The organism is Ruegeria sp. A5 (genome assembly GCF_056543005.1).
The window spans coordinates 1,099,668-1,124,417 of the sequence record NZ_JBQGAV010000001.1 but is presented as its reverse complement, the minus strand read 5'-3'; the positions used below and the strand labels follow the sequence as shown (position 1 = coordinate 1,124,417).

28 protein-coding genes and 1 pseudogene are annotated in these 24,750 nt (G+C 54.2%); 11 read left to right on the top strand and 18 right to left on the bottom strand.

Annotated features, from left to right (window positions below; all coding sequences use genetic code 11):
- Nucleotides 1–41: 41 nt before the first annotated feature.
- Nucleotides 42–962 carry a fumarylacetoacetate hydrolase family protein gene (locus ACR0AY_RS05675; protein ID WP_480438747.1) on the bottom strand — a complete coding sequence of 307 codons (921 nt, stop codon included), beginning with the start codon at nt 960–962 and terminating at the stop codon, nt 42–44.
- Nucleotides 963–1,101: 139 nt separating this feature from the next.
- On the opposite strand from ACR0AY_RS05675, the gene ACR0AY_RS05670 reads away from it, so the two are divergent.
- Complete coding sequence (locus ACR0AY_RS05670) at nt 1,102–1,782, top strand: FCD domain-containing protein (protein WP_170512652.1); 681 nt, start codon at nt 1,102–1,104, stop codon at nt 1,780–1,782.
- Here ACR0AY_RS05670 and ACR0AY_RS05665 read toward each other — a convergent pair.
- Nucleotides 1,779–1,922, bottom strand: a complete 144-nt coding sequence (locus tag ACR0AY_RS05665; protein ID WP_170800111.1) for a hypothetical protein — start codon at nt 1,920–1,922, stop codon at nt 1,779–1,781. The two genes, ACR0AY_RS05670 and ACR0AY_RS05665, sit on opposite strands and share 4 nt — an antisense overlap.
- Before the next feature lie 47 nt (nt 1,923–1,969).
- Between ACR0AY_RS05665 and ACR0AY_RS05660 the strand changes: the two genes are divergently transcribed.
- The 5 genes from ACR0AY_RS05660 to ACR0AY_RS05640 all read left to right on the top strand — a co-directional run bounded on the left by ACR0AY_RS05660 (nt 1,970) and on the right by ACR0AY_RS05640 (nt 6,268).
- Nucleotides 1,970–2,653, top strand: a complete 684-nt coding sequence (locus ACR0AY_RS05660; RefSeq protein WP_170512654.1) for a fumarylacetoacetate hydrolase family protein — start codon at nt 1,970–1,972, stop codon at nt 2,651–2,653.
- A 57-nt stretch (nt 2,654–2,710) separates the two neighbouring features.
- Nucleotides 2,711–4,246, top strand: a complete 1,536-nt coding sequence (locus ACR0AY_RS05655) for an acyl--CoA ligase (RefSeq protein WP_170512656.1) — start codon at nt 2,711–2,713, stop codon at nt 4,244–4,246.
- A gap of 4 nt (nt 4,247–4,250) precedes the next feature.
- Nucleotides 4,251–5,228, top strand: a complete 978-nt coding sequence (locus ACR0AY_RS05650) for a 2-dehydropantoate 2-reductase (RefSeq protein WP_170512659.1) — start codon at nt 4,251–4,253, stop codon at nt 5,226–5,228.
- 109 nt (nt 5,229–5,337) lie between these two features.
- A complete protein-coding gene (locus ACR0AY_RS05645) occupies nt 5,338–6,045 on the top strand; it encodes an IS6 family transposase (protein ID WP_170512661.1) in 708 nt (235 codons plus the stop codon).
- Nucleotides 6,046–6,109: 64 nt separating this feature from the next.
- A complete protein-coding gene (locus ACR0AY_RS05640; RefSeq protein ID WP_480453823.1) occupies nt 6,110–6,268 on the top strand; it encodes a hypothetical protein in 159 nt (52 codons plus the stop codon).
- Between the two features lie 99 nt (nt 6,269–6,367).
- Here ACR0AY_RS05640 and ACR0AY_RS05635 read toward each other — a convergent pair whose 3' ends face one another.
- Both ACR0AY_RS05635 and ACR0AY_RS05630 read right to left on the bottom strand, forming a co-directional pair.
- Nucleotides 6,368–6,859: an ATP-binding protein gene (locus ACR0AY_RS05635; protein WP_170512665.1), complete on the bottom strand. Its 492-nt coding sequence runs from the start codon at nt 6,857–6,859 to the stop codon at nt 6,368–6,370.
- A 16-nt stretch (nt 6,860–6,875) separates the two neighbouring features.
- The gene (locus ACR0AY_RS05630; RefSeq protein ID WP_170512667.1) at nt 6,876–7,775 is read right to left on the bottom strand and encodes a LysR family transcriptional regulator; all 900 of its coding nucleotides are present in this window, start codon (nt 7,773–7,775) and stop codon (nt 6,876–6,878) included.
- Between the two features lie 96 nt (nt 7,776–7,871).
- On the opposite strand from ACR0AY_RS05630, the gene ACR0AY_RS05625 reads away from it, so the two are divergent.
- Nucleotides 7,872–8,519 carry a class I SAM-dependent methyltransferase gene (locus ACR0AY_RS05625; protein ID WP_170399740.1) on the top strand — a complete coding sequence of 216 codons (648 nt, stop codon included), beginning with the start codon at nt 7,872–7,874 and terminating at the stop codon, nt 8,517–8,519.
- Between the two features lie 297 nt (nt 8,520–8,816).
- Here the strand turns inward: ACR0AY_RS05625 and ACR0AY_RS05620 are convergent, their stop codons facing one another.
- Nucleotides 8,817–9,824 (bottom strand): adenylate/guanylate cyclase domain-containing protein, encoded by a 1,008-nt coding sequence (locus tag ACR0AY_RS05620; RefSeq protein ID WP_170512669.1) that lies wholly within the window; start codon nt 9,822–9,824, stop codon nt 8,817–8,819.
- A 600-nt stretch (nt 9,825–10,424) separates the two neighbouring features.
- Between ACR0AY_RS05620 and ACR0AY_RS05615 the strand changes: the two genes are divergently transcribed.
- Nucleotides 10,425–10,628 (top strand): CGNR zinc finger domain-containing protein, encoded by a 204-nt coding sequence (locus ACR0AY_RS05615; protein WP_170512671.1) that lies wholly within the window; start codon nt 10,425–10,427, stop codon nt 10,626–10,628.
- A 4-nt stretch (nt 10,629–10,632) separates the two neighbouring features.
- Here ACR0AY_RS05615 and ACR0AY_RS05610 read toward each other — a convergent pair whose 3' ends face one another.
- The 6 genes from ACR0AY_RS05610 to ACR0AY_RS05585 all read right to left on the bottom strand — a co-directional run bounded on the left by ACR0AY_RS05610 (nt 10,633) and on the right by ACR0AY_RS05585 (nt 15,201).
- Entirely contained in the window at nt 10,633–11,490 is an 858-nt protein-coding gene (locus ACR0AY_RS05610) for an SDR family oxidoreductase (RefSeq protein WP_170512672.1), read from the bottom strand.
- 63 nt (nt 11,491–11,553) lie between these two features.
- Nucleotides 11,554–12,117: a TetR/AcrR family transcriptional regulator gene (locus ACR0AY_RS05605; RefSeq protein WP_170512674.1), complete on the bottom strand. Its 564-nt coding sequence runs from the start codon at nt 12,115–12,117 to the stop codon at nt 11,554–11,556.
- Between the two features lie 6 nt (nt 12,118–12,123).
- Nucleotides 12,124–13,185 carry a flavin monoamine oxidase family protein gene (locus ACR0AY_RS05600; protein WP_480453821.1) on the bottom strand — a complete coding sequence of 354 codons (1,062 nt, stop codon included), beginning with the start codon at nt 13,183–13,185 and terminating at the stop codon, nt 12,124–12,126.
- Between the two features lie 3 nt (nt 13,186–13,188).
- The gene (locus tag ACR0AY_RS05595) at nt 13,189–13,872 is read right to left on the bottom strand and encodes an SDR family NAD(P)-dependent oxidoreductase (protein WP_170512679.1); all 684 of its coding nucleotides are present in this window, start codon (nt 13,870–13,872) and stop codon (nt 13,189–13,191) included.
- 3 nt (nt 13,873–13,875) lie between these two features.
- Nucleotides 13,876–14,544, bottom strand: coding sequence for a cupin domain-containing protein (locus tag ACR0AY_RS05590; protein WP_170511673.1), 669 nt, complete (start codon nt 14,542–14,544; stop codon nt 13,876–13,878).
- Nucleotides 14,545–14,580: 36 nt separating this feature from the next.
- The gene (locus tag ACR0AY_RS05585) at nt 14,581–15,201 is read right to left on the bottom strand and encodes a glutathione S-transferase (RefSeq protein WP_170512681.1); all 621 of its coding nucleotides are present in this window, start codon (nt 15,199–15,201) and stop codon (nt 14,581–14,583) included.
- 160 nt (nt 15,202–15,361) lie between these two features.
- On the opposite strand from ACR0AY_RS05585, the pseudogene ACR0AY_RS05580 reads away from it, so the two are divergent.
- Nucleotides 15,362–16,068: pseudogene (locus ACR0AY_RS05580) on the top strand (IS6 family transposase).
- Nucleotides 16,069–16,128: 60 nt separating this feature from the next.
- Here the strand turns inward: ACR0AY_RS05580 and ACR0AY_RS05575 are convergent.
- The 5 genes from ACR0AY_RS05575 to ACR0AY_RS05555 all read right to left on the bottom strand — a co-directional run bounded on the left by ACR0AY_RS05575 (nt 16,129) and on the right by ACR0AY_RS05555 (nt 20,442).
- Complete coding sequence (locus ACR0AY_RS05575) at nt 16,129–16,644, bottom strand: redoxin domain-containing protein (RefSeq protein ID WP_170512683.1); 516 nt, start codon at nt 16,642–16,644, stop codon at nt 16,129–16,131.
- 84 nt (nt 16,645–16,728) lie between these two features.
- Nucleotides 16,729–18,009, bottom strand: a complete 1,281-nt coding sequence (locus tag ACR0AY_RS05570; RefSeq protein WP_170466427.1) for a TRAP transporter large permease — start codon at nt 18,007–18,009, stop codon at nt 16,729–16,731.
- 9 nt (nt 18,010–18,018) lie between these two features.
- Nucleotides 18,019–18,546, bottom strand: coding sequence for a TRAP transporter small permease (locus ACR0AY_RS05565; RefSeq protein WP_170511735.1), 528 nt, complete (start codon nt 18,544–18,546; stop codon nt 18,019–18,021).
- 75 nt (nt 18,547–18,621) lie between these two features.
- Entirely contained in the window at nt 18,622–19,605 is a 984-nt protein-coding gene (locus ACR0AY_RS05560; protein WP_170512686.1) for a TRAP transporter substrate-binding protein, read from the bottom strand.
- 51 nt (nt 19,606–19,656) lie between these two features.
- On the bottom strand, nt 19,657–20,442 hold the full coding sequence (locus ACR0AY_RS05555) for an SDR family NAD(P)-dependent oxidoreductase (RefSeq protein ID WP_480453819.1): 786 nt from the start codon (nt 20,440–20,442) through the stop codon (nt 19,657–19,659).
- Nucleotides 20,443–20,702: 260 nt separating this feature from the next.
- Between ACR0AY_RS05555 and ACR0AY_RS05550 the strand changes: the two genes are divergently transcribed.
- Nucleotides 20,703–21,383, top strand: coding sequence for a GntR family transcriptional regulator (locus ACR0AY_RS05550; RefSeq protein WP_170512688.1), 681 nt, complete (start codon nt 20,703–20,705; stop codon nt 21,381–21,383).
- Nucleotides 21,384–21,418: 35 nt separating this feature from the next.
- Nucleotides 21,419–21,730, top strand: coding sequence for a cupin domain-containing protein (locus ACR0AY_RS05545; protein ID WP_170396125.1), 312 nt, complete (start codon nt 21,419–21,421; stop codon nt 21,728–21,730).
- A gap of 140 nt (nt 21,731–21,870) precedes the next feature.
- Here the strand turns inward: ACR0AY_RS05545 and ACR0AY_RS05540 are convergent, their stop codons facing one another.
- Together ACR0AY_RS05540 and ACR0AY_RS05535 are read right to left on the bottom strand one after the other, a co-directional pair.
- The gene (locus tag ACR0AY_RS05540) at nt 21,871–23,508 is read right to left on the bottom strand and encodes a GMC family oxidoreductase N-terminal domain-containing protein (protein WP_170512690.1); all 1,638 of its coding nucleotides are present in this window, start codon (nt 23,506–23,508) and stop codon (nt 21,871–21,873) included.
- A 10-nt stretch (nt 23,509–23,518) separates the two neighbouring features.
- Complete coding sequence (locus tag ACR0AY_RS05535; protein ID WP_480453817.1) at nt 23,519–24,619, bottom strand: LacI family DNA-binding transcriptional regulator; 1,101 nt, start codon at nt 24,617–24,619, stop codon at nt 23,519–23,521.
- Between the last annotated feature and the right edge of the window lie 131 nt (nt 24,620–24,750).

The window sequence follows — 24,750 nt, the reverse complement described above, 5'->3', positions numbered from 1 at the left end:
TTGAATGTTGACGCCTCACAGCGATTGCTGCGTAGGAGCCATTACACGGCACGCACTTTGTTCCTTAGCGTGCCGATTTCGGAAACCTCGCAAACTACGACGTCCCCGTTTTTCAAAAACTGCGGCGGTTCCATTGCGTATCCGACGCCTGATGGCGTACCTGTCGCAATGATGTCTCCCGGTTCTAGTGTCAGGCCTTCTGACAAGGATGCGATCAACGTTGGAATGTCGAATATCATGTCCGACGTCATCCCGTTTTGGCGCTGCTCACCGTTAACTGTCAGTCCGATCGAAAGAGCTTGCGGATCGCTGATGGCATCGGCGGTCACGATGTAGGGACCGATTGGGCAAGATCCATCCAACCCTTTGCCTTTGAAGTACTGGCCGCCATGGCGGCGCTGTATGTCTCGGGCGGTTATGTCGTTCAGAATAGAATACCCAAAGACATGATTAAACGCATCTGCCTTGGTGATGTTGCGCCCGCGCTTCCCTATCACGACTGCCAACTCGACTTCGTAGTCGATGGACTGCGACACCGAGGGAAAGAGTAGGATGTCAGCGTCTGGCGCAACGACCGAGGTCGGCGGCTTGGTAAAGAAAACCGGATGCTCGGTGATGCCGATTTTCTCTTTTTGCGCCCGCTCGCCTTCTGCGATGTGCTCAGCGTAGTTTCGCCCCACGCAGAAAACGTTCTTGCGTGGCGTGGGAATGGGCGACAGAAGAGGCGCGTCTTCGGGGACGAGCAGGTCCTTGAGTTCGCCTGCCTCACCCGCGGCAACAACAGCACTCAACGCCTCCAGCGCGGTCGGACCGCCTTCGATAATCAGCTGCATCGTGCTTACATCAAGAGCCGTATCCGGCATGAGCATCTCAATAGCACGCGATACATCCAACCTGCTTCGATTGGGAAGCAATGCGACGCAAACGGCGTGGCTATCTACTGAAACAGTCGCTAAACGCACTTGGCTCTCCTACTACATAATGGCGCCAACTTAGGTCACCGATCTTGGCAGGCGACTCAGATTTGGTTGTCACTTGCCCTTGAGTTTTTGCCGACTTGGCGTTTCAATCAATCAACCAATCAGCAAATTGGGTGGCAATGTGAGTGAGCCTACAGAACTTTCGCAACGTGTCCGGGACCTGATCGACAATGCGGGATACCGGCACAACGATAGGCTTCCGCCTGAAAGGGAACTGTGCCAATGGCTAGGCACAACCCGAAATCAGCTGAGGCGCGTATTGGCCGAACTAGAGGCGCAGGGGCTTATCTGGCGGCATGTGGGTCGGGGCACGTTCGTTGGTGCCCGACCGGTTCTCAACTTAACGGACGTCACCTATTTGGGTGCACAGATCAAGCCTGAACAGGTTGTAGGTGTTCGGTTTACCATCGAACCGCAGCTTAGCCGTCTTGCTGCGCTTCATTCTACGCGTTCAGATCGCGAGCAAATGAGGCTCTGCGTTGAGAGGTGCCGAGCCGCAGAAGACTGGCGCACATATGAAGCATGGGACAATAATTTGCATCACGCGATAGCCCGGGCAACGCGTAATCAGCTTTTCCTGTATTTCTTCGAGACTCTAAATTCTGTCCGAAGGTCTATTGTGTGGGGACAACCCCGTAAAACCTACAAACCCCCCGATGATTATTCCAGTTTTCGAGAGCATGACTTGATCCTGTCGGCGATATCGAGTGGAGACGGAGAAGAGGCGGCGCAGGCCATGTTGGCTCATCTGAGATCCGTTTACTCCCGCGTGTTGCCAGCTAGTCTTGAGACCTGCCGCTAAACCAGCGCCCGACCAATTTGGGAAATGGTTGGGCTAAGCTGCGGCTGAACCTCTTGCAAATCGCCGGTCACATTGGCGATGACTGAGACAAGAGCTACGTCTTTGCGAGCGTGGCACAGCATCGATCGGAACAACGCCATAGATTGGCAAACCGATCTTTGGCAATGAAATGTTCAGGAGTAAAGCGATGCACGATCATGTAATTCCCGCGGTGAAGGTTCACGAAATACCGGTAGAAGGCGAAGGTATGTTCCCGGTACGTCGGGTTTATTGCATTGGTCGAAACTACGCGGCGCACGCCATAGAAATGGGCCACGATCCAAATCGTGAACCCCCATTTTTCTTCCAAAAGAACCCTGACAACCTCGACCCATCTGGAGAATTTCCATATCCGGCTCACAGCTCGGACGTACATCATGAAGCTGAAATGTATGTGGCGCTTAAATCCGGCGGCACGAATATTTCTGTCGAAGATGCTCTAGATCATGTCTACGGCTACGGGCTTTCACTGGATATGACCCGTCGAGATCTACAGGGCGAAATGAAGAAAATGGGTCGTCCTTGGGAAATTGGGAAGGCATTTGAGCGCTCAGCTCCATGCGGACCGGTGCACAAAGCAGAAGATGTTGGGCCACTCGACGAAGGCGCAATTCGCCTATCGGTGAACGGAGAAATTCGGCAGGAAGGTGATTTGAATCAGATGATCTGGAAAGTCCCTGAAATGATCTCTTATCTGAGCGATTACTTCGAACTTGCCGCCGGCGACGTTATCCTGTCTGGCACGCCCTCTGGAGTTGGTCCAGTAAACCGCGGCGATGTATTGGTGCTGTCGGTCGACAAATTGGGTAGCCTAACTGTCAAGGTAACGTAGCAACCACACCAAACACTCTTCGCAAAATAGGCCAATGCCTTTGTAAAGGGATCCCAGATGCCCCACTTAGTCGCCGAATTGATCGCACCCCATTCGGGCACTGCGAATGCTATCGGTGCCCCAGGTCGATCTTGGTTGAACTACCTGGGGCTGCGAGAGCTTTGCGCAAAGGTCAAAAAAGATCTCCATCAGATCGGAGTAGGTCGTGGCGACCGAGTGGCAATTGTGTTGCCCAATGGCCCCGAAATGGCAACGGCCTTTATGTCCGTTGCCCAAGTGGCGACGACGGCACCTTTGAACCCGGCGTACACTTACGAAGAATACGTTTTCTACCTCAAGGATCTGAAGGCCAAGGCCCTTCTTGTAAACGAAAACGACGATGGACCTGCCGTAATAGCTGCTGGGGATCTTGGCATCGCAATCTTGAGGGCCTCTCACGAAAGCTTACATTCGGCTGGACAGTTCTCCATATTGTCCTGTGACCCAATTGGCACGGCGGACACATCCGCACCGGGTGAAGATGATGTCGCCCTGATACTGCACACGTCAGGAACTACGTCGCGTCCCAAAATCGTTCCTCTGACGCAGGCTAATATCTACGCATCCGCGCGAAATGTGGCTGCGTCTTTGAAACTGACAATCGACGATCGCTGTCTCAGTATTATGCCGCTGTTTCATATCCACGGGTTGATTGCGGCTGTTGCCGCGTCTTTAGGTGCTGGATCTCAAATTAGCTGCGCCCCTGGGTTCAACGCTCTTAGTTTTTTCTCGCAGGTCGCTGAAGTTAATCCGACGTGGTACACCGCAGTTCCGACAATGCATCAAGCCATACTTGCCCGAGCTGCACGAAACCAAACGATCATTGAGCAATCGCGGTTGCGCTTTCTTCGATCTTCTTCTGCTTCGTTGCCGGGCCCGGTAATGGAAGAGTTGGTGGCAACATTTAATGCGCCCGTCATCGAAGCCTACGGCATGACTGAGGCGACACATCAAATGTGTTGCAACCCGCTTGCTCCCCAAACGCAAAAACCCGGATCTGTTGGAATAGCAGCAGGCCCCGAAGTCAGAATTGCAGACGAGAACGAAAATACTCTGATCTCTTCACGGGACGTCGGAGAAATCGTTATCAGCGGTCCGAACGTGACGCCGGGGTACGAAAGCAACCCGCAGGCAAATGCCGACAATTTTTTTGAAGTGGACGGAAAAACTTGGTTTCGCACTGGCGACCAGGGTTCATTCGACGAAGAGAATTATCTGCGACTGACCGGTCGTCTTAAGGAGCTTATCAATCGCGGTGGAGAGAAAATCAGTCCACTTGAGGTTGACGCTGTACTCTTAAGCCACCCAGAAGTCGCTCAGGCAGTTTGTTTTGCCGTTCCCCACGAAAAACTGGGTGAAGACATAGCGGCAGCTGTGGTGCTTTCAGAAGGAGCGACGATCCAAGGTCAGGAGGTCAGGGCTTTTGTCGGCGCGCGGCTCGCAAAATTCAAGGTGCCGACTTCGGTGGTTGTTCTTGAAGAAATTCCAAAAGGCGCGACTGGCAAGATACAAAGGATCGGACTAGCTGCTAAATTAGGACTGGCGAAGGCATAGACACATGAAAGTTTGTATCTTTGGTGCCGGAGCTATCGGAGGTTACGTTGCCGCGAAACTTGCACAGACTGATACAGAAGTCAGTGTCGTCGCGCGTGGCCCCCACTTGGCAGCAATGCAGGAAAAAGGACTGACCCTTCTTGAAGAAGGGCAGGATCCAGTCAGCGTTCCAATACGCGCTTCAGACAATGCTGCCGATCTCGGCCCACAAGACTATGTCTTCATCACACTGAAAGCGCATTCCGTCCCAGCAGTGGTAGACTCAATGCAGCCGTTGATTGCAGACGAGACAACCGTAGTTAGTGGAGTGAACGGGGTGCCCTGGTGGTACTTCCACAAACTAGGCGGTCCTTACGAGGGAACGAGGTTGGCTTCAGTCGATCCGGGAAATGTGCAGTGGGACGGTTTTGGACCAGATCGCGTCCTCGGATGTGTTGTTTATCCTGCCGCCGAGGTCATTGCTCCTGGATCAATCAAGCATATCGAAGGCAATCGTTTTTCGTTGGGCGAGCCCGATGGTGCTAAATCAGACCGTGCTGCCAAGCTTTCGGCTGCGCTATCCGCCGCCGGACTGCGTGCGCCCGTCAGACCAAGAATCCGGGATGAAATTTGGTTGAAACTGTGGGGTAACTTGTCGTTCAACCCGATTTCCGCTCTTACCCACTCAACACTTGATGTCTTGTGTGTCGACGAAGGCACACGCTCCGTGGCACGCGGAATGATGCTCGAGGCTCAGGAAGTCGGTGAAAAACTTGGGGTTAAGTTCCCGATAGATGTTGAAAAACGCCTCGACGGCGGAGCGGCGGTTGGTGCGCACAAAACCTCTATGTGGCAGGATTTGGAGTTACGCCGACCGATGGAAATTGATGCCTTGGTCTCGTCGGTGCAAGAACTGGGGCAACTTACAAGGACCTCAACGCCCATAATCGACATCGTCGCATCACTGATCAAACTGAGGGCAAAAGTCGCAGGTCTTTACTAGACTCTTTGTCGGCCTTGCAACGAGAGCATTGCTTGAGGCGGATAACTGATACGGTCTTGCCAGAAGAACTTGCCTTGAGGCGGGCAGGGGGCTTTCGTAGCTTTTGCCCATGACCAAATCTGCCTCATTCAAGTACTTCAAAACCAGCCCTGAGATCATCCGCCTTGCGGTGATGCTGTATATCCGGTTCCCGCTCTCGCTTCGGAATGTCGAAGATCTGCTGCACGAGCGAGGCATCGACGTGAGCCATGAAACTGTCCGCTATTGGTGGAACAGGTTTGGCCCGATGTTTGCATCAGAGATCCGAAGAAAACGGGTTCAGCAACTCCGAGCCTTTTCAAAATGGAAGTGGCACGTAGACGAAGTATTCGTGAAAGTGAATGGCAAACGGCATTATCTTTGGCGCGCTGTGGATGACGAAGGCGAGGTGCTGGAAGCAGTTGTAACGAAGCGCCGTAACAAAGCTGCAGCACTGAAATTTCTCAAGAAATTGATGAAGCGGCACGTCTGCGCCGAAGAGATCGTCACAGATCGCTTCGCTTCCTACAAGGCTGCCCTTAGAGATTTGGGTGCTCTCGAAAAACAACAGACGGGCAGGTGGCTAAACAACCGCGTCGAGAATTCGCACCTGCCGTTTCGACGACGCGAACGCGCGATGCAGCGTTTCAAGCGCATGCGAAGTCTACAGAAATTCGCCTCCGTCCATTCCTCCGTGTACAACCACTTCAACCAGGAAAGATCGCTAGCCAGCCGAGACTCCTTCAAGCAGACACGCACCGCCGCTCTTAGCGAGTGGCGTCAACTTTGTTCCGGATAGGTTCGCGGTTTTCGCGGCAAACTGAGACTGGTTCGAATTCGTCTGACAGCACCCCGCGGGGCGCGTGGTCAGCATTATGCTTGATGGACGACCATCGGACAGCATCCTTTCTGCTCTTGGGATAGAGATGGTACTTGGACTGATGTGTTTGTGGGCCGCGAGCAAAGGGCGGCTAACGAAAGCTGGCATGCACCTCATGTCGTCGCGTAAACTTCGGATTTGAGACACAGTGAAAGCTGCCTGAGTGCATTTGGCCATTCACCGATACAGAGTGGGTGGCCAAAATATCTGAGTGACTCCGCGAAATACTGAATGGCTGGCGCTACCGATTGTGAGTTATGACATTAAAACCTTCTTCGGGTGATGGTGCCTCGAAATACCTCGCTAAACGCCAATATTGATCTTCCGTTGCTGCAAAGGCATGCGCACCTTCACTGTTGCGCTTGTGCAGCCGGCGCAGACAAACCTCATCCGGCAAGTCCAAATAGTGAAGCTGGTGCGTCGCAGCAGTTTCTTCCAGCAGCTTGCGCATCCAGGCTCTGTTTTCAATTGTGTTCGCCGGAAAGTCGAGAATGACAGAAACCCCGGCCTTCAGCAACGATGCGATGTGCCGCCCCATGACCGGCCGCAATTTCAAAGCGCAATTTACATAATCCTGCAGGGAGTTCATCTGGTCGCCGAATAGGACGCTAAGCCATTCATCTTCTGAAATGAGCACCGCCTCGCCGCTATTCGCAAGTTTCGCCGCTAGACTAGATTTTCCTGAGGCGACTTTACCACAAAGCAAGTGAAGCGTTGGTTGGACCTGTGACATAGGGTGAACTCCCGGACTACCTAATGGCCCCTGTGCTCAGTTGATCTGCAAGTTGATCAAACACCAACCTGATCCTTCGCGCAGTATGTAATTCCGAGTGCGTCGCCAGCCAAATCGGGAACTTAAACGGCTCTCGGTCGGGTAGCACGCGCTCCACACCTGGTGTCAAGGCAGCCACGTCATCCGACATTACACTGATGCCAAACCCTTGGCGCACCAGCTCCCAGGATACAATTCCGCTTTGCGAGCCAATCCGGAAACTCTTTCGAGTGACCTTAACGCCCGCCGGATCGAGAAAACCGATCATCGTGTCAATGTCGCCAAACCCCACGAAATCCAACTTCGCGAGCTCGTTTTCATTTTTCGGCCTTCCCAACTGATCAAGGTACGAAGGTGCTGCGTAAAAATGTGCCGTCGCCTCGGCAACAAGCTTTGCGGTCAGATCTGGTTGCGTCGGGCGTACATGTCGGATGGCGATATCAGCCTCACGTCTCTGTATGTCTCGTAAGTCATTGGCAGCAACGACGTCGATCTCAAGACGCGGTGCTGCAAGTCGGATCTTTTTCAGTATAGGCGGCAGCTGATAGGCAGACATCACATCTGACGCGGTGATCCTGACTTGCCCTTCGACAGTTTGCGACTGGCTTGTAGCAGTAAGGGAGATCCTGTGCGCGACATCCGCCATTTCTCTGACATGCAACAAAAGCTCGGCGCCAGCGGTCGTTAGACTAAGCGATTTACCAACTCTTTCAAACAGGGTGATCCCAAGCGCCAATTCCAGCGCCGCAACCTGACGACCGACAGTAGGTTGAGTTTGCTCGAGAACGCGCGCCGCTGCGGAAAACGAGCCTTCTTCAGCCGTCGCAAGAAAGGTCCGTACCTGATTCCAGTCGAAATTGATGGCATTCCAGTTCATGCATTTATGCATAACACTTCTGCGAATTATGGCAATTTAGTAAATGTGTGTATGGATGTATGGGGTGCGACAACAAACTTGAAAGAGAGTAATAAAATGGCTGCTTTGTCCAAAGATGCCGCGTTCTGGAGCAGAATCTCGCGAAAGTATGCGGCGGACCCAATCCGGAACATGGAAGGGTATCTGAACACACTCGAACGTACGAAGTCGCACCTAAAAGCAGAAGACAGTGTACTGGAAATCGGTTGCGGGACGGGTTCAACCGCGCTGTTGCTTGCACCGCATGTCAACCATATCACCGCCTCGGATCTCGCTCCGGGCATGATCGAGATTGCCAACGAGAAGCGTGCTAAAGAAGGACTGGAGAATGTCACTTTCAAGGTGGCCGAAGTTCTCGAGCACGATCCTGTTGAAGGTGGTTACGATGCGGTTTTGGCGCATAACCTGCTTCATCTCCTGCCTGATTTGGATCAAGCGCTAGAGCATATTGCCAAATTGACAAAATCCGGTGGGGTTTTCATATCCAAAACGGTGTGTGCGCCTGAGAATGGTGGGTTCAAGTATGCGATGATCAGTCGTGTCGCGATCCCTATCATGCAGTTTTTTGGGAAAGCCCCGTTTGTGAATTTCGTTTCTATGTCGATGCTTGATAGGAAAATTGAGCGTGCAGGCTTTGAAATCCTGTATACTTCCGATCAAGCCTCGATGCTCCAGAGTCGTTATGTTGTTGCGCAAAAACCTTGAAGCTCTAGTTCATTCAGCTTTGCAAGTGGAAACGCTATCTGTGTCACATCACCAGTAACAGTAAATTCCTGAATGAATGGACTGCATTCAGGTTTGTTTCCACCTTTAGAAAGCTATTGCGATTGGCGGCGTTGCCCGAAAACCATGAGTTAATAAGAACCAGATGTTGCGGCCGCGGCGAAAGTAAGGTCTGTCGGGCCGCAATTCAGCGTTGAGAACTGTTTGCCAATAGAAGGTCTGAGCCGTCCACACGAACGGCCCAAGTGTTTAGATTTCGATAGCTTCTGCAATGGCAAATCACTTAGCGATGGTCCAAAGCGCCATTTGATCGGTTTTTCCGCGGGCATTGTAGGCGGGAAGTTGGGATAGCATTTTGTTAACTTCATCGGACAGTTGTTCCCTGACAGCATCCGAGATCACCACTTCTACTCCGAAGTCTCTGGCAGCACTTTCTATCCGGGCGACGGTGTTCATTGTGTCGCCCAGCAAGGCTACCTCCTTTTTCCATGTCCCGATCTCACCTGCCGCAACCGGCCCACAATGTAAAGCCACCCTGATCTTTGCCTCTTGCCCAAATCTGGCGACGTATTCTTCGGTCTTACTCTCTAACGTGCGGGGCATTTCCTTCGCGCACGCAAAACTCCGTTCGTAACTCTTCGGGCTCGCTGTCGGCCATGTCACGATGACTGCGTCTCCCACGTATCGATGCACTTCGCCCCCACTGCTCTCTATGGGCTGGGACAGATCGTAGGACACGTCAGAAAGGAACTCGTGGAATCTCAAATCGCCAATCCGCTCCGCGAGCGAGGTCGACCCTACCAGGTCGGCAAAAAGAACAATTCGGTTTTCTAGCCGGGGGCGTCGATATTGTCCGGTGAAGATTGCCAAAGTTGCCTCCCGGCCTAACAGTCTTAGCAGTTCAACTGACGTGGAAATGACAGAAGCGATCGCAGCGGATAGAGCAAAGTTGAATGCAAACTCAGGTTCCTGCCAGAGTCTCTGATCAAGCAGTACGCGCGCGGGAAGTATGATCCCGATAACGATAATCAGACTATAAGTGACGGCCCTAAACCCGATTATGACGATAAGCGGGGTCTGCCGCAGCCATCGGATCGATTGATTAGAGAGAAAGGTGAGCTCAACCGTTAGGCATCCTGCACCAATGATTAACCCGGTCAAACTGCCGACAATTGCATCCACTGGTTTCTCGTATCCGTCTAGGAATATGAGAGGCGTGAGCGCGCCAATGCACATAGAAACTGCAATGACCTTCAAAGCAAAAATCGCTGTTAGTCTGTCGATCAACGCTGCCCCCGGAACGAGAATTCTCTGTTTTGCTATCAGAATCGTTGGGTGGCGGGAACGTGAACTTCAAGGGTCGGCGCATTCACTTTGTCACGCGGAGAATTCATAGGCAAATGCAGCGAATTGGCGCTTTGACCCGCAAAACGTACGAAGTCTGCCATCCCGCCTTGCGATTGCGCCGATAGTCCGGTCTGACGGGCCGCGCCGCAGCGCCCTCAAGGTCGGTCAAAGGCCTAGTATGGGCCGTTGAATGCAATCCAGTTGGCTCGCGCTTCCGATTGTCGAACACGCTTTAGTGCGTCTACCCACGTTCACGAGTGCCGCGAGTGCCAGATAAACGAGTGAGTGCTTTTTCATGATTCTGTGCGAAATTGTTGGGTTCGACGGTGAGTCTGTCGGGCGACCGGATTGAAGGCCCTGCGTTGGATCAAGCAAAGCTCCCACCGCGGGGTGTTATCATTGGATTGTCGGACGCCGCGATTGCCTGCAGGCACCTTTTCTCTAAGCGGTCTGGCTTATACCCCAGACCAATTCTAGAAACGGCGACATTTGGATGATGCTGAATGGTCTATCACCGAGTGAAATGACGTGACGCGTGCAATGGTTTTCATGGCGCTGGTCGCGAAAAGCTTTACGATATTGCCGACAGAAACCGATCCGAAAAGGATCAGGGATTGTACGCATGATCGACGCGTGCTGGTGTTCCTCGACATCGCAAAAAGCGGACGTCGCCGATGGTGCAGCATGGAAACCTGTGGCAATTGCAGCAAGGCTGCCGCATTCAGAGCAGACTTACACCAGTAAGGTTTTAGCTTAGGAACTGCTCAATCACGGCTGCTTGTTGCTTTTTTCCATCCGGGTCTGCTTCGGTTTTCAGGCGAGTAAACGCCTCACCCCAGTTTGAAGTACGAACGCGGATCGGCGGGTCAGAGGCTTCAACCACGCCCATGACAACTGATGCCACTTGTTCCGAAGTTTGATAGATATCGCTGCCATCCATTCGCGCCTGAGCGCCACCGATATACTTCTGGAGAATAGGTAGATACTCATCCTCAAGCATCCCACCCGTGGCCTCGACATGTTTCAGCACATTGGTCGCAAACTCGGATTGAATACCGCCCGGTTCAACTGTCGAGAAGTGGATACCGAAATTGGGCGTGACGTAGCTGGCCAAAGCCTCAGTGTACCCCTCAACCGCGAACTTTGCGGCGCAGTAGATCTCGTTGAACGGCTGACCCACTAGGCCGCCTACGGATGAGATTGTGATGACATGGCCCGAGCGTGCTGCGCGCATGTGTGGCATCACCGCTTTTGTGCAGCGCACGACACCCATGAAATTCACATCCATGACCCAAGCGACGTCTTCTTCGCTGGCTTGTTCGGTTGTACGAACAAATCCAGCACCCGCATTGTTGATCAGTTTATCGATCCGCCCCTCGTTCGCGATGATCTGATCGACCGCGGCGTTTACGCTGGCGCTGTTCTGCACGTCCAGCTCAAGCACGTTGAAATTGACGCCAGCGTCAGAGGCGGCCGCATCCAAGATGCCGCGCTTGGCGAGGTTTCGCATAGTAGCGTAGACAGTATGGCCCGATTGGGCTGCTTGTACGGCGATTTGAACACCAAGGCCGGTTGACGTGCCGGTAATCAGAATGACTTTGGGCATAATGGAAGCTCCGAATATCAAATGAATTGCTTGCGGCAACGATCCGATGTGTCGGGGCGAAGGTCAACAGCGGGACTTTAAAACGCCCAAAGCCTCATCGAAGGTATTCACATTCTCTTCTGCGCGCGCGGTCAGATGCGCGCCTTCCAAAAGGGCCAGTATCGCACGGGACTCCGAGATCGGATCGGTGATACCGGTGATTGACTTGTCCTCTTGGCCAAGCTTCAGGATCTCTTCGATTTGGGTAACCATCATGGCGCGGAATTTTTTGATCTTCTGGATCACGTCATCCGAAAGGCTTTCACGGCTGCTGATAAGCGACACGCAGAGGCACAAGGTTTTCCCGTCATTGAGTGCATCCCGGTAGAGGTCGATCAGGGCCAGCAATTGCTCGGCCCCGGTTTTGTGTTCTACCCGGATGCGGTTGCACTTTGCCTGCAGGGTCTCATGATAGCGACCCATGAGTGCCGCCGACAGCGCCGCTTTGGTCGGGAAATGATAGTGGATTGACGCCTTGCGAATACCCACCGCCTCTGCCAGATCGGCATAGCTGAACCCGTCAAACCCCCTCGCGCGCGCAGCGTGTTCGGCAACATCCAGAAGGGCCGTTTTGGTATCACTCGTCATACGTGCTCAAACCTTTTCCGTCATGATCAGGGCCAGCGCGTTTTCCGCAGACTCCAGGGCGCCTTCGATATAGCCCCCGAACTGTGGTGCAACTTCGGTCCCGCCAAAGATTAGTCGGCCATCCCACAGACGGGTCATCGCATGGGGCAGCCCGTATTGCGGATGAGCGTATAACGGCTGTTGATCCGCTTCGATAGAGGTGAACGGGTCAAAGGCCCAATCTTTGACAAAGAGTGTCTTTGGCTCCGCAGCTTCGGCGCCGAACAGCCGGGACAGTTGCTCTTTGAGCAACTGCCTCAGCCGTTCTTCGTTGCTGCGGGTGCGCGGGGGTAAGCCGATAAAGCCGAACAACGCGTAAGGTCCGCCCTCGGCAGGGGAGGCGTCGTGTATTTCCACCATCGGCCCCCTGCGGCTCATCGCGTCACCGGACAGCTCGGCCGTGCGCCAGAACGGGGTATCATAGACAGCGATGACTTTGGCCTGTCCGGCCATCCAAGTCGCGATCCCGGTCATTGCCGCTAAAGCTTCATCTGGTAAAGCAGGTGAGAACGCGATCTTGCTCGCCACGCGAGGAGGGAGGGCCAGTACGACTTCCTGAGCATGGATGACTTGCCCAGTTTGAGCGTTCGTGGTGATCCCAGACGCAGACTTCTCTAACCCGACGATTGGCGCGGATAAGATGAGCCGCTTCGACGGTATCTCAGCGGCAAGCGCATCAGTGAGGGCGCCCAGACCACCTTTCAAGCGATAAGATCCTTGCATCGAGGCAAACCCGCGATCGCGCTCGACCTGGCCGATCTCGTTTTCAAAGCTGAGAGCGCCTGTTGAATATTGCTCGAACCACTCCAGTCCGAGCCGCTTTATTAACGCTGCAATACGCGGCTGCCCGGGCCAGAACCAGGCGGGACCCATGTCGAAGTACCCACCCTCCAGCCTTTCCGTCAAGATACGTCCGCCCGGACGATCCCGCGCTTCGACCAGCAGGTAGTCATGGTTTCGTGCCTGTAGCTGTCGCGCAAGGCAGAGGCCAGAAAGGCCTGCGCCAATGATCAGAGTTTGCGTCTGCATCGCTCAGAACCCCTCAGATGCCGGGCGCAGGTCCAGCTCATGGGTCCAGGTGGATTGCGGTTGGTGAGCCAACTGCCAGTAGGCCTCGGCAATCTCGTCCGGTTTCATCATCTTCGACGGATCCAGCGAGTGCAAATCCCGCGAGCGGGGTGTATCGATGATCCCGTCCAGAACGACGTGCGAGATATGTACGCCAGCCGGTTGATATTCACGTGCCAGCGATTGTGTCAACCCGCGCACGGCGAACTTAGCCGACGCAAAAGCGGAAAACCGTGGGCCGCCGCGCAGCGACGCTGTGGCCCCCGAAACGATCAGCGCGCCACCACCGCCGCGCACCATCGGTTGCAGAACACATTGCCCCAGCAGGACCAAAGATTGCACCATTGATGTCCACGTTCTCTGATAGTCTTCCAATGCGGTTTCGGGGAATGGCGCGATCACCAGCTCAGCCGTATTGTGCACCACGATCTTCGGCGGGCCATGCGTAGCGATCAATTCAGAAATCACTGGCGCAACCGCACTCGGATCGGACAGATCGACCTGATGAAACGGCGCGATCGTTTCCTGCGGCTGCGTCCGTCCAAGACCAATGGCCGTCATGCCACCTGCCTGAAACCGCGCGAGAAGGGACTGGCCAAGGCCAGCCCCCGCACCGGCGACAATCGCCAGAGGTTTCTTGCTACTCATGAATTAAACCACCGGTGGCTGTGCAAAGGGCAGGTGGCCAGTCTTCATCCAGACCTTCGCCCCGTCTGGGCCAGCCATAGCCGACAGCGCTTCACCCTCAGGCAGGCGTAGCCAGTCGTTCTTTTTCAGAACGTCACCGCCTGAGGTCAGAGATCCGCCAATCATTAAGAGCTCGATACCACCCGGCGCATTCGAAGTAATCTCGGTGCCTGCATCAACATGGCTGTAAGTGACAACCTCGCGGTCATCCTTGTGCAGGGTCGCAGTGGCGACCCCGTTCACGGGTGCGGCCAGTTCGTCGGCCATGGTTTTGCGGAACTGATTGCGATCATCCATGTCGAATTGCCAGAGTTTGACGAAGATCGTGCAGCCGGGTTCTGAGCCGGGCGTGTGCTCGGTCGTTGGGGGATTGCGCACATAGGTGCCTTCCGGGAAATCGCCATGCTCATCCTGAAAGACGCCGTCCAGAACGATGAACTCTTCACCGCCTGTATGGGTGTGGGCCGAAAACTTGCTGCCTGGTGCATAGCGCACAATGGTGGTGGCGCGGGCGACTTCGCCACCAATTCGGTCCAGCATGCGCCGGTCCACACCCTTCATGGGCGAGGCCTGCCACTCAAGCTGATCAGAGTGAACAACGACACGCGAAGAGAAGTCCGAGTTGAGTTCCATGGGAGGGGTCCTTTCAACTTAAATGGCAGTTCTCGCTTAGCCGGCGATAGATGGACGGGCCGCCATCTTAGCACGCCAAGCTTGCAGGTTGGTCAGGGTTTCAGGAATTTCAACTTTAGCAAAATCGGCGAACGCCAATCCTGCAAAGGCGGTGATATCAGCCACCGAGAATGTGTCTCCAGCCAAGTATTCGTTTTCGGCCAATACCGCATCCAGATAGGCCATAGTGTTTCCGGCAACCTCTTTCTGTTTGTTGCCCCATTCGGCGCATTGATAGGTTTCGAGGTCCGGGCCGAGGCCAGGTGTGGAATGGTGGAAGTAGGTGCCGACCGCATTCAACAGACCGTTTTCCGCGCGCAGATTCATCATCGAGATTCGGGCGCGCTCTTGCGCAGTCACGCCGGTCAACGATGGGCCATCGAAGGTTGCGTCGATATATTCAGTGATCGCGTTGCATTGAGCGATGTGCGATCCATCTTCCAGTTCCAAACAAGGCACCGCGGCATCGGGGTTTTTGGCTTTGAACTCAGGTGTACGATGTTCGCCGCCCATCACATCCACAGGGATGAATTCAACTTTGTCTGACGCGCCTTTTTCAGCCAGCGCAATACGAACACGGGCAGGGTTCGGGAACCCTTCGACATCATAAATCTTCATCTGAGTACCTCCGTCGGGGTTTGTGCTGCATCCAATCTACCTATCAATAGGTAGATAGTATTACAAGCCTTTTTTACGTCTTGTCAGATTGAATTGCTCTGATGGTCTTTTAAGAAGAACTTTGCTTGAGCGGGGTGGGGGTGTTGCGTAGCTTTTGCGTATGACCAGACCTGCCTCTTTCAAATACTTTAAAACCAGTCCAGAGATCATCTGCCTTTCGGTCATGCTGTACAACCGTTTCTCGCTCTCGCTTCGGAATGTCGAAGATCTGTTGCACGAGCGAGGTATCGATGTCAGCCACGAAACTGTCCGATATTGGTGGAACAGGTTTGGCCCGATGTTTGTTGCTGAGATAAGGCAGAAGCGTGTTCAGCAACCCCGAGCCTTTTCAAAATGGAAGTGGCACGTTGACGAGATTTTCGTGAATGTGAATGGCAAGCGGCATTACCTCTGGCGGGCCGTAGATCATGAGGGCGAAGTACTGGAGGCCGTTGTCACCAAACGCCGAAACAAAGCTGCAGCGCTGAAATTCATCTAGAAATTGATGAAGCGATATGGTTGCGCCGATGAGATCGTGACCGACTGTTTTGCATTCTTTAAGGCTGCACTCAGACAATTGGGCGTGTTAAAAAACAAAGGACGGGCAGGTGGCTCAATAACCCCGTGGAGAACTCGCACCTGCCGTTTCGACGACGCGAACGCGCCATGCAGCGTTTCAGGCGCATGCGAAGTTTACAGAAATTCGCCTCCGTCCATTCCTCCGTATACAACCACTTCAACCAGGAAAGATCGCTAGCCAGTCGAGACACCTTGAAGCTAACCCGCGCCGCCACACTTAGCGAGTGGCGTCAACTTTGTTTCGGATAGGTTCGCGGTTTCTGCGGTAAACTGAGACTGATTCGAATTCGCCTGACTGCACCGTTGCAGTTATAAAACTGTTCCCCGAGTCGGGCGGTTGTTTTCGATATTGAACTTCATTCCGTCTAGCAATTCTTCAAGATCCGGGCGCGCAGCAGGGCCATTCGAAATGTCGACCAACATCAAACTGCCATCTGGCCGAATTCCGAATGCGCCGGGCTCTGCAAACAATGTGGTTGTCTCAGCCTCCGAAAGAGGGTCCGACACGTAGAGTCCAAGTGATCGCATCTGCGTTTCGGTCAATCCAAAGCCCAAGTTAAATGTCCAACCGAACTCTTCCTTGTCGGCCAAAGCCTTTTCTTTAGAGTCAGCAGAAACGACCACTACATCCATGACGCTGCTCCAATCAGCCAGCATGGCGTTCAATTTGTTGAGAAATCGCTTACATCTGGGACAGTGACGCCCGCGATAGACGAAAAGCATCGTCCATCGATCTTTGGGCCGACCAATCTCTATTTCGCCACCGCAGACATCAAAAACACTGATGTGCTCGACGGGAGCATTCACTTTGGGTTTTTGCGACATGTCAGTTTCCTTTTTTCATTAAGAGAGAAACTCGAACACAAGCTTAGCTTCAAGTGTCTGCCTTTAAACTTGAATTTACTTTATTCACCCAACCAAGCTTGGCAGTGTTAGTGAAATCGCGGGTACAAAAGTGATAAGCATTAATGCGAAGAGAATTGCCAAGTAGAAGGGCCATATTGTTCGTACGGCTTTCTCCATTGGCAATTTACCCACGGCGCAACCGACAAACAGGCAGGATCCGACCGGTGGTGTGCACAATCCTAATCCCAAATTCACGAGCAAGATCATCCCGAATTGCAGTGGATCAATCCCAAGGCTGTTGGCAACGGGTAGAAAAATGGGTGTGCAGATCAGAATTAGCGCTGCCATATCCATAATCATTCCAAGCAACAACAAAACCGCATTTACCATCAGCAGGATGAGTATCGGATTTTCTGTCAACCCAGTAAGCAGATCTACGGTTCTGTCCGGGACTCTGTAAAAGGTCAGCATGTAGGCAAACGCACCAGCGCATGCGATTAATATCATTACCATCGCCGTCGTGCGCACAGCAGAAGCGACGGCAATACAAAAGTTTTCCCACGTTATGCTTTTGTAGACGATCAGTGTGACCACGAATGCGTAAATGGCCCCAAATGCTCCGGACTCCGTAACGGTGAAAATACCCGACAACACACCGCCGACGATAATCACAGCCGTCAAAAGTCCTGGAATTGCACTGAAGAAGCTCACTACGAGCGCTGGCCAACCCGGGAAAGTCTCAGCTTGATAACCTCTGCGCACCGCTACAAGGTACGCCGCCACAGCAAGGCAAAGGCACATTAAAACTCCTGGAACAACGCCTGCAAGAAACAGCTTCGAGATCGATATTCCACCCCCGGCTGCGATCGCGAAAATGATCATATTGTGACTGGGTGGAATAATTATACCGGCAATCGAGGACGTGACGGTCACGTTTACGGCGTAATCTGCATCGTAACCTTTCTCTTTCATCACAGGAACCAAGATAGACCCCAGTGCGGAAATGTCTGCGATGGCCGACCCTGAAATCCCCCCAAAAAGCATCGAAGAAAACACGTTCACAATTCCCAAGCCGCCGCGCACGGCCCCGACAGCGGCTGAAGCAAACCTGACGAGACGCATGGCTATCCCGCCGTGGAACATCAGTTCACCTGCAAAAATGAAGAACGGGATCGCCATCAACGAGAATACATTGATCCCGGAGACGATCCGCTGAAATCCGATCATCAAGGGTAATCCTTCGAACCAAAATGCCGAAATGGCCGCTATTCCAAGCGCGAATGCTACAGGCGTTCCGATCAGAACGCAGAGGGCGAACACGCCAAGCAACAGAAGTATTCCCATCATTCGCCTCTATTCTATGCTGTCATTGCGCTCGTCAAAACCGACATAGAGGCGGATTAGATGACCAACGGAAAAGAGTAATATGAGTCCTCCGCCAATTGTGAGAGGCAATGAACGCAAGCCTTCGGGGACTTGAATCAATGGGATTAGCGATCCCCACTTAAAGATCGTAAGTCGAGCTCCGAACCACAGCATCAAGGCGCCGAACCCAGCCATAAGCACGTCTGTGCAGATAACCAAAATGGTCCTCACACGTGGAGGAACCGCAGAACGCACGAGAGACACGGACAAGTGCGTGTTATCGTGTACACCTACTGCCGCACCGAGAAACGCAATTGTCATGACGAGAAGCAAGGCGACTTGCTCGACCCAGGTCGGCGTCGCATTCAGAACATAGCGACCAAATACTAGCCATCCGAATATGACCGTGATGACAACCAGTGCGACACCGGTCAAAACCCGGCACACGTCGGCGATCCAATCCAGGATCTGGATCATCTTGCGCACAGATGTCGGGGGCAGGGAAGTATAACTCATTGGCTCACAACTCTTGATCAGGCGTCCGGACCCGCATGTGCGGGACCGGACAATATCAGACCCAATGTAGCTAAATCAGTCCGTCGCCTGGATAGTCTCGACAAGCGGGCGTAAATCGGGGTTCGTAGCAAAGTAGGCTTCGTAAACCGGGCCCATAGCCGCTTGGAACGGGGCTTTGTCTGCCACTTCATTCACGACCACACCAGCTTCTTCGACGGCTGTACGGCTGGCTGCTTCGCGCTCGGCCCACAATTGCCGCTGAAGTTTTGCAGATTCCTGAGCTGCCTCTCGAACCGCGGCCTGCATCTCAGGTGACAGTGCGTTGAACGTGTCGGTATTAATGCAGATACATTCGGGTATTATCAGGTGCTGAGACAGCGAATAGAAACCTGCAACTTCGAAGTGGCCAGTTGACTCGTATGATGGCCAGTTGTTTTCGGCACCATCGACGACACCGGTTTTCAGCGCCTGATAAACTTCGGCAAACGCCATTGGCGATGGGTTGCCACCAAGCTCAGAAATCATGCCTGTAAAGAGGTCATTATTCATGACCCGAACTTTCATTCCCTCAACATCGGCAGGTGCGTTGATTGCCTTTGTTCCGTTGTAGAAGGAGCGAGCGCCAGCGTCATACCACGCAAGAGGTGTCAAGCCTTTGGCTGCCATGCCCGCCGCAATTGCCTCGCCACCCTCACTGTCCAAGACGCGGAACATGTGCGGGACGTCTTTGAATATAAAGGGCAACGATACAACATTGGCCTCGGCGACAATCGGGCCAATTGGGCCCAGGTTAAAGTTGCCGACTTCCAATGCGCCTGCGCGGACCTGTTCAACCGCGTCGGGCTGACTGCCCAGCGTGCCCCCATGGAACATTTGAAGGCTGATTTCACCGCCAGTTTTTTCCGTAACGAGTTCTGCGAATTTGTCCATCGCGATGGTGTTTGGGTAACCATCCACGTGGATATTCCACCCGCGCCAATCCTCTGCGAAGGATGCGCTCCCGGTAATTGCGACCACGGTCGCGGCACTCATCAGCGTTTTAGTCAGTTTGATATTCATATTTTCCTCCCTAGAAAACAGACAGTTGACTCGATGCCCGGCGAAGGCCGGTTATGAGAAGAGCAGGCCTCCGTTGATGTCGATGTTCGCGCCCGTAATGAAAGCAGCGGCGTCTGAGGCCAGATAGGCGACCAGATTGGCGACATCCTCAGATGTGCCTTCGCGTTTAAGCGGCGTGGCGCCGACCACGTTGGTCCGCACTTCGCTTTTTGTGAAGACATTGTGAAAATCGGTGTCGATCATGCCCGGGCAAACCGAATTTACCCGGATGTCCGGCCCCAGTTCTTTGGCCAATCCACGCGTCATCGTCATGACCGCACCCTTCGAGGCCGCATAGGCGACCGCGCCTGGGCCACCCCCGTCACGCCCCGCCTGACTCGCAAACCCGACGATCGCGCCGCCTTTTTTCATATGCGGCAACACGGCCTGAACAGTGCGAGCAAAAGAAGTGGTGTTCAGGTCCATGACATGGCACCAATGTTCCATATCCATCTCAGACAGGGTCTTCCGGGCCAGCAATCCGCCGGTCACGTGGGCAAGAATGTCGATCCGAGGTCCGAATGTCGCAATAGTCTCCGAGATCAGCCTTTCCACATCCGCACCGGAGGTCATGTCGCCCTGTATGGCAATCGCCTTACCTCCGGCAGCCGTTATTTCCTGAACCGCCGATTCCGCACCCGAAGATGAGCTGTGATAGTTGATCGCGATCGACGCTCCAGCCTTGGCCAGTTTCATGACGCAGGCGCGGCCAATGTCCCGTCCGCCGCCGGTTACGATCGCAACCTTCCCTGCCAGTTCCATGTTCGGGCCAATCTGTTCAGCGTTCAATTCGGTCATTTTCTTGCCCCCTTGGCTCCCCGGTCATCCAGTCAGTGCGCCCGTTTTGGTCTTTGAGCCTTAACGAGCATTCAGCCGTGTTGCCTATTGTAGTCGACTAGGATACTAGTATTGTCAACAAATTTGTTTGGGAGCCACAAAAGGCTTCGCACGGCCCGTGCTAAATGGATTGGCTGGAGATACATTGAGGAGTATCGGAGGGAGAGGCCTAGTGGCCCAGAATGCCGCCGGTGTTGGTCACGCGCAGAAAAAGGCAGGAAATGCAAAGTATTACGGATAAAATCGAGCGGCGCACAACCACTGACATCGTATATGAGAGTTTGTACGAGGCGATCGTTTCACTGGAAATTCTGCCGGGAACAAAACTGTCCGAAGCAGATATTGCAAAAAAGTTCGAAGTGTCGAGGCAGCCGGTCCGCGATGCTTTCAACAGGCTTGAGGCGCAGGATTTGCTGCTGATCCGACCACAGAAAGCCACGCGGGTACGTAGTTTTTCCATGGAACGGATCGGTCATGCGCGCTTTGTTCGCCTCTCGGTCGAGTTGGAAGTGGTGCGCGCTGCATGTCGGAACTGGAAGCCCGAATATTCGAAGCTGCTGGAGGACAATCTCAAGCAGCAGAAAGACGTCGTTTCAAGGAACGAAGCCGAGAAGTTCCATCAGCTCGACTATGACTTTCACCGGCTGATTTGTGAGTTGAGCGGCAACCCGCTGGCCTTCAACACGATTCAGGAATGCAAAAGAAAGATCGACCGCCTTTGCGTTCTAAGCCTTGGGCGCGAGAGCGAGGCCGACATTCTGGTTCGGGATCATGTTGAGCTGGCAAAAGCGCTGGCAGACCGCGACGAGGCGACTGCGACCGAGATGATACGCCGCCATCTGGGCCGCATCGACAAGACCATCGAGGAGGTTCACTCGAAACATGCCGAGTATTTCGAATAAATTGAACGCCGCCAACTGACTAAGGACCTCGCATTATGACCAAGAGCTATCCGATTGTATCACCTGCCTCAGGTGTCACGCGCCAGGTTTTGGCGGATAATGAAGACCTCATGATGGTTTCATTCCGGTTTGAAGAAGGTGCCGAAGGCGTGTTGCACGACCATCCGCATGTGCAGTCGACATTTGTGCGGTCCGGGCGGTTCAACTTTGTCATCGGAGATCAGGAGCGAGCGTTGGAACCCGGTGACAGCCTGATTATTCCGTCCGGTGTAAGCCATGGTTGTGTTTGCCTGGCTGCCGGAGAGTTGATCGACTGCTTCACGCCCAGGCGGGACGATTTTCTGTAAGGCGTTTTCCGTCCGCGCCATGACCTTTGGCCACGTTCTGCGCATTGAGGCAGGGTAGTCTACTTTCGGTGGGTCGGGCAGGGCGACGCCATATTCTGCGTTAGAAATCGGATCAATGACGGGCGACGCCGCAGCTCAGGTTAGGAATTGCGTATCTCGCGGGCTGATCCGATGCCGAGGATCAGGTCGGCGCATCGTTCGCCCAGCATCATGGCAGGTGCGTTTGTGTTGCCGGCGTTGATGTCGGGCACGGCTGACATGTCGCACACCCGCAAGCTCTCGATCCCGCGCACGCGCATTCTGGCGTCCAGCACGGCCATTCCGTCGCCGTCCCGGCCCATTTTGGCAGTGCCCGCCGGGTGATAGTTGGTTTTTACGAATCGCTTGCAATGTGCTCGTAGCGTCTGGTCGTCGTCCGCTGTGGGAATGACGATTTCGCGAACCCTTTGAGCAAGCGGGCCCGACGTGAATGCCCGGCGAAAGAACCGCTGCCCCCGGATCATCTCCTGCATGTCGTCTTCATGCTTCAGAAGGTTGGGCGAGACCACTGGCATGGTGTGAGGATCGGCCGAGCGAAGCCGGACCTCTCCGCGTGATTTCGGTTTGACCACGACGGTCGTAACGGTCAGGCCAAAGTCATCCTGCACCTCGTCCAGAGCGTCGCGATCCAGATAAACAATTGGCACGCAAAAAGCTTGAATGGTTGGTTCTCCATCAGGAATCGACGGATTGACAAACGCGCCGGCTTCGACTCCGGCGGAAGTCACCGGTCCGCTGCCGAACAGTTTGAACTGGATGCCGTTGCGAAGCATCCGCCAGCCCTCACCTTGTTTGAAGTATCCGTAGGGACCGTTGGCAAAGGCGGTAATTGGAACTTCGGGGTGGTCGATCAGGTTCTGGCCTACCCCAGGCAATGGGCAGATCACGGGAATACCGTGATCGGCAAGATGTGCATCTGGTCCGATGCCTGATAGCATTAGGATTTTTGGCGTCACCAGAGCGCCCGCCGCAACGACAACTTCACCATCGCACCGGACCGTGCGGGCTCCGCGTTTGTCTCGATACTGCACGCCGATGGCCTTATCGTTTTCGATGATGACTTTGTTGACCGTTGCGCCAAGCTGGATGGTCAAGTTCGGGTTCGCCTCGAGAGGGGCGAGAAAAGCATAGGCCGACGAACTGCGCTTACCGGCGCGATTGGTGAACTGATAGAAACCGACACCGCGCTGCGTTGCGCCGTTGAAATCCGTGTTGAATGGTTCGCCAAGGGCCTGGACCGACTGAACGAACCAACGTGACATGTCGTCGATATGCCCCGGATCCGAGACTTGCACCGGACCGTTGCTGCCATGCAGGTCATTGTGAAGCCTGTTATTGTCTTCCATTCTACGGAAGTAGGGCAGCACATCATCCCATCCCCAGCCGACTCCGTCATTAGTCTGTCGGAGCAGGTTCTCCCACGCGTCATAATCAGAAGGGCGGCCACGCATATAGACCTGGGCATTCACAGACGACCCGCCACCCAGTACGTTGGCCTGCGGAATGTCATGCACGCGGCCGTCCAGGTGGTCCTGCGGTTCGGTCTGGTGGTAGGTCATGAACTTGGACCCGTTGATCATCTTGAAGATACCCGGCGGCATGTCCAGCAACGGATGGCGGTGCGAATGCCCGGCCTCCAGCACCAGAACCCTGCACTTGCCACGGTTGACCAGTCGCGCTGCAGCGGCTGCGCCGGCAGAGCCGCCGCCGATGACGATATGATCGAAGGTTTCCGTCATGAATTCGCCTTCAGGCCCGGCGTTTGGGTTCGCTGATCGAGTCGCGCTCCACCAGTTCGCATTCAAGCTTCACGAGAGGGTGTCGCTGACCATCCGTCGGACCGTGGAACAACTGTTCGATGACCCAGCGTCCCATCGCCCTAGTTGGAAGGATCATCGAGGTCAGGGGGGGCGACAGGTGTCGCGCGGTTTCGTCATCGTCAAATCCGATGACCGAGATGTCTTCGGCGATGGATAGGCCAAGTTCCTTGAGCGCCTCATAGCAGCCGATTGCCATTCGGTCATTCTGACAGAAAATGGCGGTTGGCGGAGAGGGCAGGTCCATCAATTCGCGCGTGGCAGCATAGCCTGCGCTGGGCAGCCAGTTGCCCTCGATGACCAAATCCTCGTCAAATGGGATGTCGGCGGAAGCAAGGGCGTTTCTGTACCCGGTCGTTCGCCCTGCGGCGCATTCCATGAACGGCTCGCCGGTGATGGTGGCGATTCGTTTGTGCCCCGCCTTGATCAGGGCGTTGGTTGCCGTATGTCCAGCAGCGACTTCGCCGGGGATCACCGCAGGAAAAGAGAGGTCGTCGCAAAAGCAGTTCAGCAGCAGAACCGGGGTTGCTGTCTGCCTGAGTATTTCTGGAACGACCACCCGCCGGGTGAAAACGGTTGCGTAAATGATGCCCGCAACCTGTTGGTCGAGGAAATACCTAAGCGTTCTGGGTTCGACCTCGGGGTCGTTTTGGGTTTCTGCCAGCAATACAAGATTTCCCGTGTCCCGAACGGCCTGTTTCACGCCATTAAACGCGTTTACCATTTCGGGGCTCGACGCCAGATCGTCCACGACAAAAGCGATGGTGCCGTCTAACGCCGAGGGTCGAGGCGCGCTGTCCTGGGGTTTCCTGAGTTGAGAGGGCATGGCGTATCCAAGCGTGTTGGCGGCATCCAGGACTCTTTGCTTTGTGTCCTCGGAGATTTTGACGGAATCGTTCTTGTTTAGAACCAGCGATACTGTCGTCTGTGAGCACCCGGCGACGCGTGCAATATCATGCATCGTTATGCGCTGCCGGCCCGCGACTCGTCCCACGCCCCTGTGCTGCCCGGCCTTGTTCGCTTGATCGTTCATTGCTCAACCTTTTTGTTCGCTTCCTTTTTATCGACTATGCGGAGGACACGCAACTAATATTAGTGAATAGTAATTAATATTAGTGTTGACGAAATAATATTATTAGTGTTTTGATCGGCAGTGCGGTCGCC

Coding starts and splice junctions, on each gene's coding strand:
- ACR0AY_RS05635 (WP_170512665.1), bottom strand. CDS start 6,859: ATGTCACAGGTCCAACCAACGCTTCACTTGCTTTGTGGTAAAGTCGCC.
- ACR0AY_RS05560 (WP_170512686.1), bottom strand. CDS start 19,605: ATGAATATCAAACTGACTAAAACGCTGATGAGTGCCGCGACCGTGGTC.
- ACR0AY_RS05630 (WP_170512667.1), bottom strand. CDS start 7,775: ATGAACTGGAATGCCATCAATTTCGACTGGAATCAGGTACGGACCTTT.
- ACR0AY_RS05595 (WP_170512679.1), bottom strand. CDS start 13,872: ATGAGTAGCAAGAAACCTCTGGCGATTGTCGCCGGTGCGGGGGCTGGC.
- ACR0AY_RS05570 (WP_170466427.1), bottom strand. CDS start 18,009: ATGGGAATACTTCTGTTGCTTGGCGTGTTCGCCCTCTGCGTTCTGATC.
- ACR0AY_RS05575 (WP_170512683.1), bottom strand. CDS start 16,644: ATGTCGCAAAAACCCAAAGTGAATGCTCCCGTCGAGCACATCAGTGTT.
- ACR0AY_RS05610 (WP_170512672.1), bottom strand. CDS start 11,490: ATGCCCAAAGTCATTCTGATTACCGGCACGTCAACCGGCCTTGGTGTT.
- ACR0AY_RS05615 (WP_170512671.1), top strand. CDS start 10,425: ATGGTTTTCATGGCGCTGGTCGCGAAAAGCTTTACGATATTGCCGACA.
- ACR0AY_RS05535 (WP_480453817.1), bottom strand. CDS start 24,619: ATGAACGATCAAGCGAACAAGGCCGGGCAGCACAGGGGCGTGGGACGA.
- ACR0AY_RS05645 (WP_170512661.1), top strand. CDS start 5,338: ATGACCAAATCTGCCTCATTCAAGTACTTCAAAACCAGCCCTGAGATC.
- ACR0AY_RS05565 (WP_170511735.1), bottom strand. CDS start 18,546: ATGAGTTATACTTCCCTGCCCCCGACATCTGTGCGCAAGATGATCCAG.
- ACR0AY_RS05540 (WP_170512690.1), bottom strand. CDS start 23,508: ATGACGGAAACCTTCGATCATATCGTCATCGGCGGCGGCTCTGCCGGC.
- ACR0AY_RS05590 (WP_170511673.1), bottom strand. CDS start 14,544: ATGGAACTCAACTCGGACTTCTCTTCGCGTGTCGTTGTTCACTCTGAT.
- ACR0AY_RS05650 (WP_170512659.1), top strand. CDS start 4,251: ATGAAAGTTTGTATCTTTGGTGCCGGAGCTATCGGAGGTTACGTTGCC.
- ACR0AY_RS05545 (WP_170396125.1), top strand. CDS start 21,419: ATGACCAAGAGCTATCCGATTGTATCACCTGCCTCAGGTGTCACGCGC.
- ACR0AY_RS05660 (WP_170512654.1), top strand. CDS start 1,970: ATGCACGATCATGTAATTCCCGCGGTGAAGGTTCACGAAATACCGGTA.
- ACR0AY_RS05655 (WP_170512656.1), top strand. CDS start 2,711: ATGCCCCACTTAGTCGCCGAATTGATCGCACCCCATTCGGGCACTGCG.
- ACR0AY_RS05550 (WP_170512688.1), top strand. CDS start 20,703: ATGCAAAGTATTACGGATAAAATCGAGCGGCGCACAACCACTGACATC.
- ACR0AY_RS05585 (WP_170512681.1), bottom strand. CDS start 15,201: ATGAAGATTTATGATGTCGAAGGGTTCCCGAACCCTGCCCGTGTTCGT.
- ACR0AY_RS05605 (WP_170512674.1), bottom strand. CDS start 12,117: ATGACGAGTGATACCAAAACGGCCCTTCTGGATGTTGCCGAACACGCT.
- ACR0AY_RS05555 (WP_480453819.1), bottom strand. CDS start 20,442: ATGACCGAATTGAACGCTGAACAGATTGGCCCGAACATGGAACTGGCA.
- ACR0AY_RS05665 (WP_170800111.1), bottom strand. CDS start 1,922: ATGGCGTTGTTCCGATCGATGCTGTGCCACGCTCGCAAAGACGTAGCT.
- ACR0AY_RS05625 (WP_170399740.1), top strand. CDS start 7,872: ATGGCTGCTTTGTCCAAAGATGCCGCGTTCTGGAGCAGAATCTCGCGA.
- ACR0AY_RS05600 (WP_480453821.1), bottom strand. CDS start 13,185: ATGCAGACGCAAACTCTGATCATTGGCGCAGGCCTTTCTGGCCTCTGC.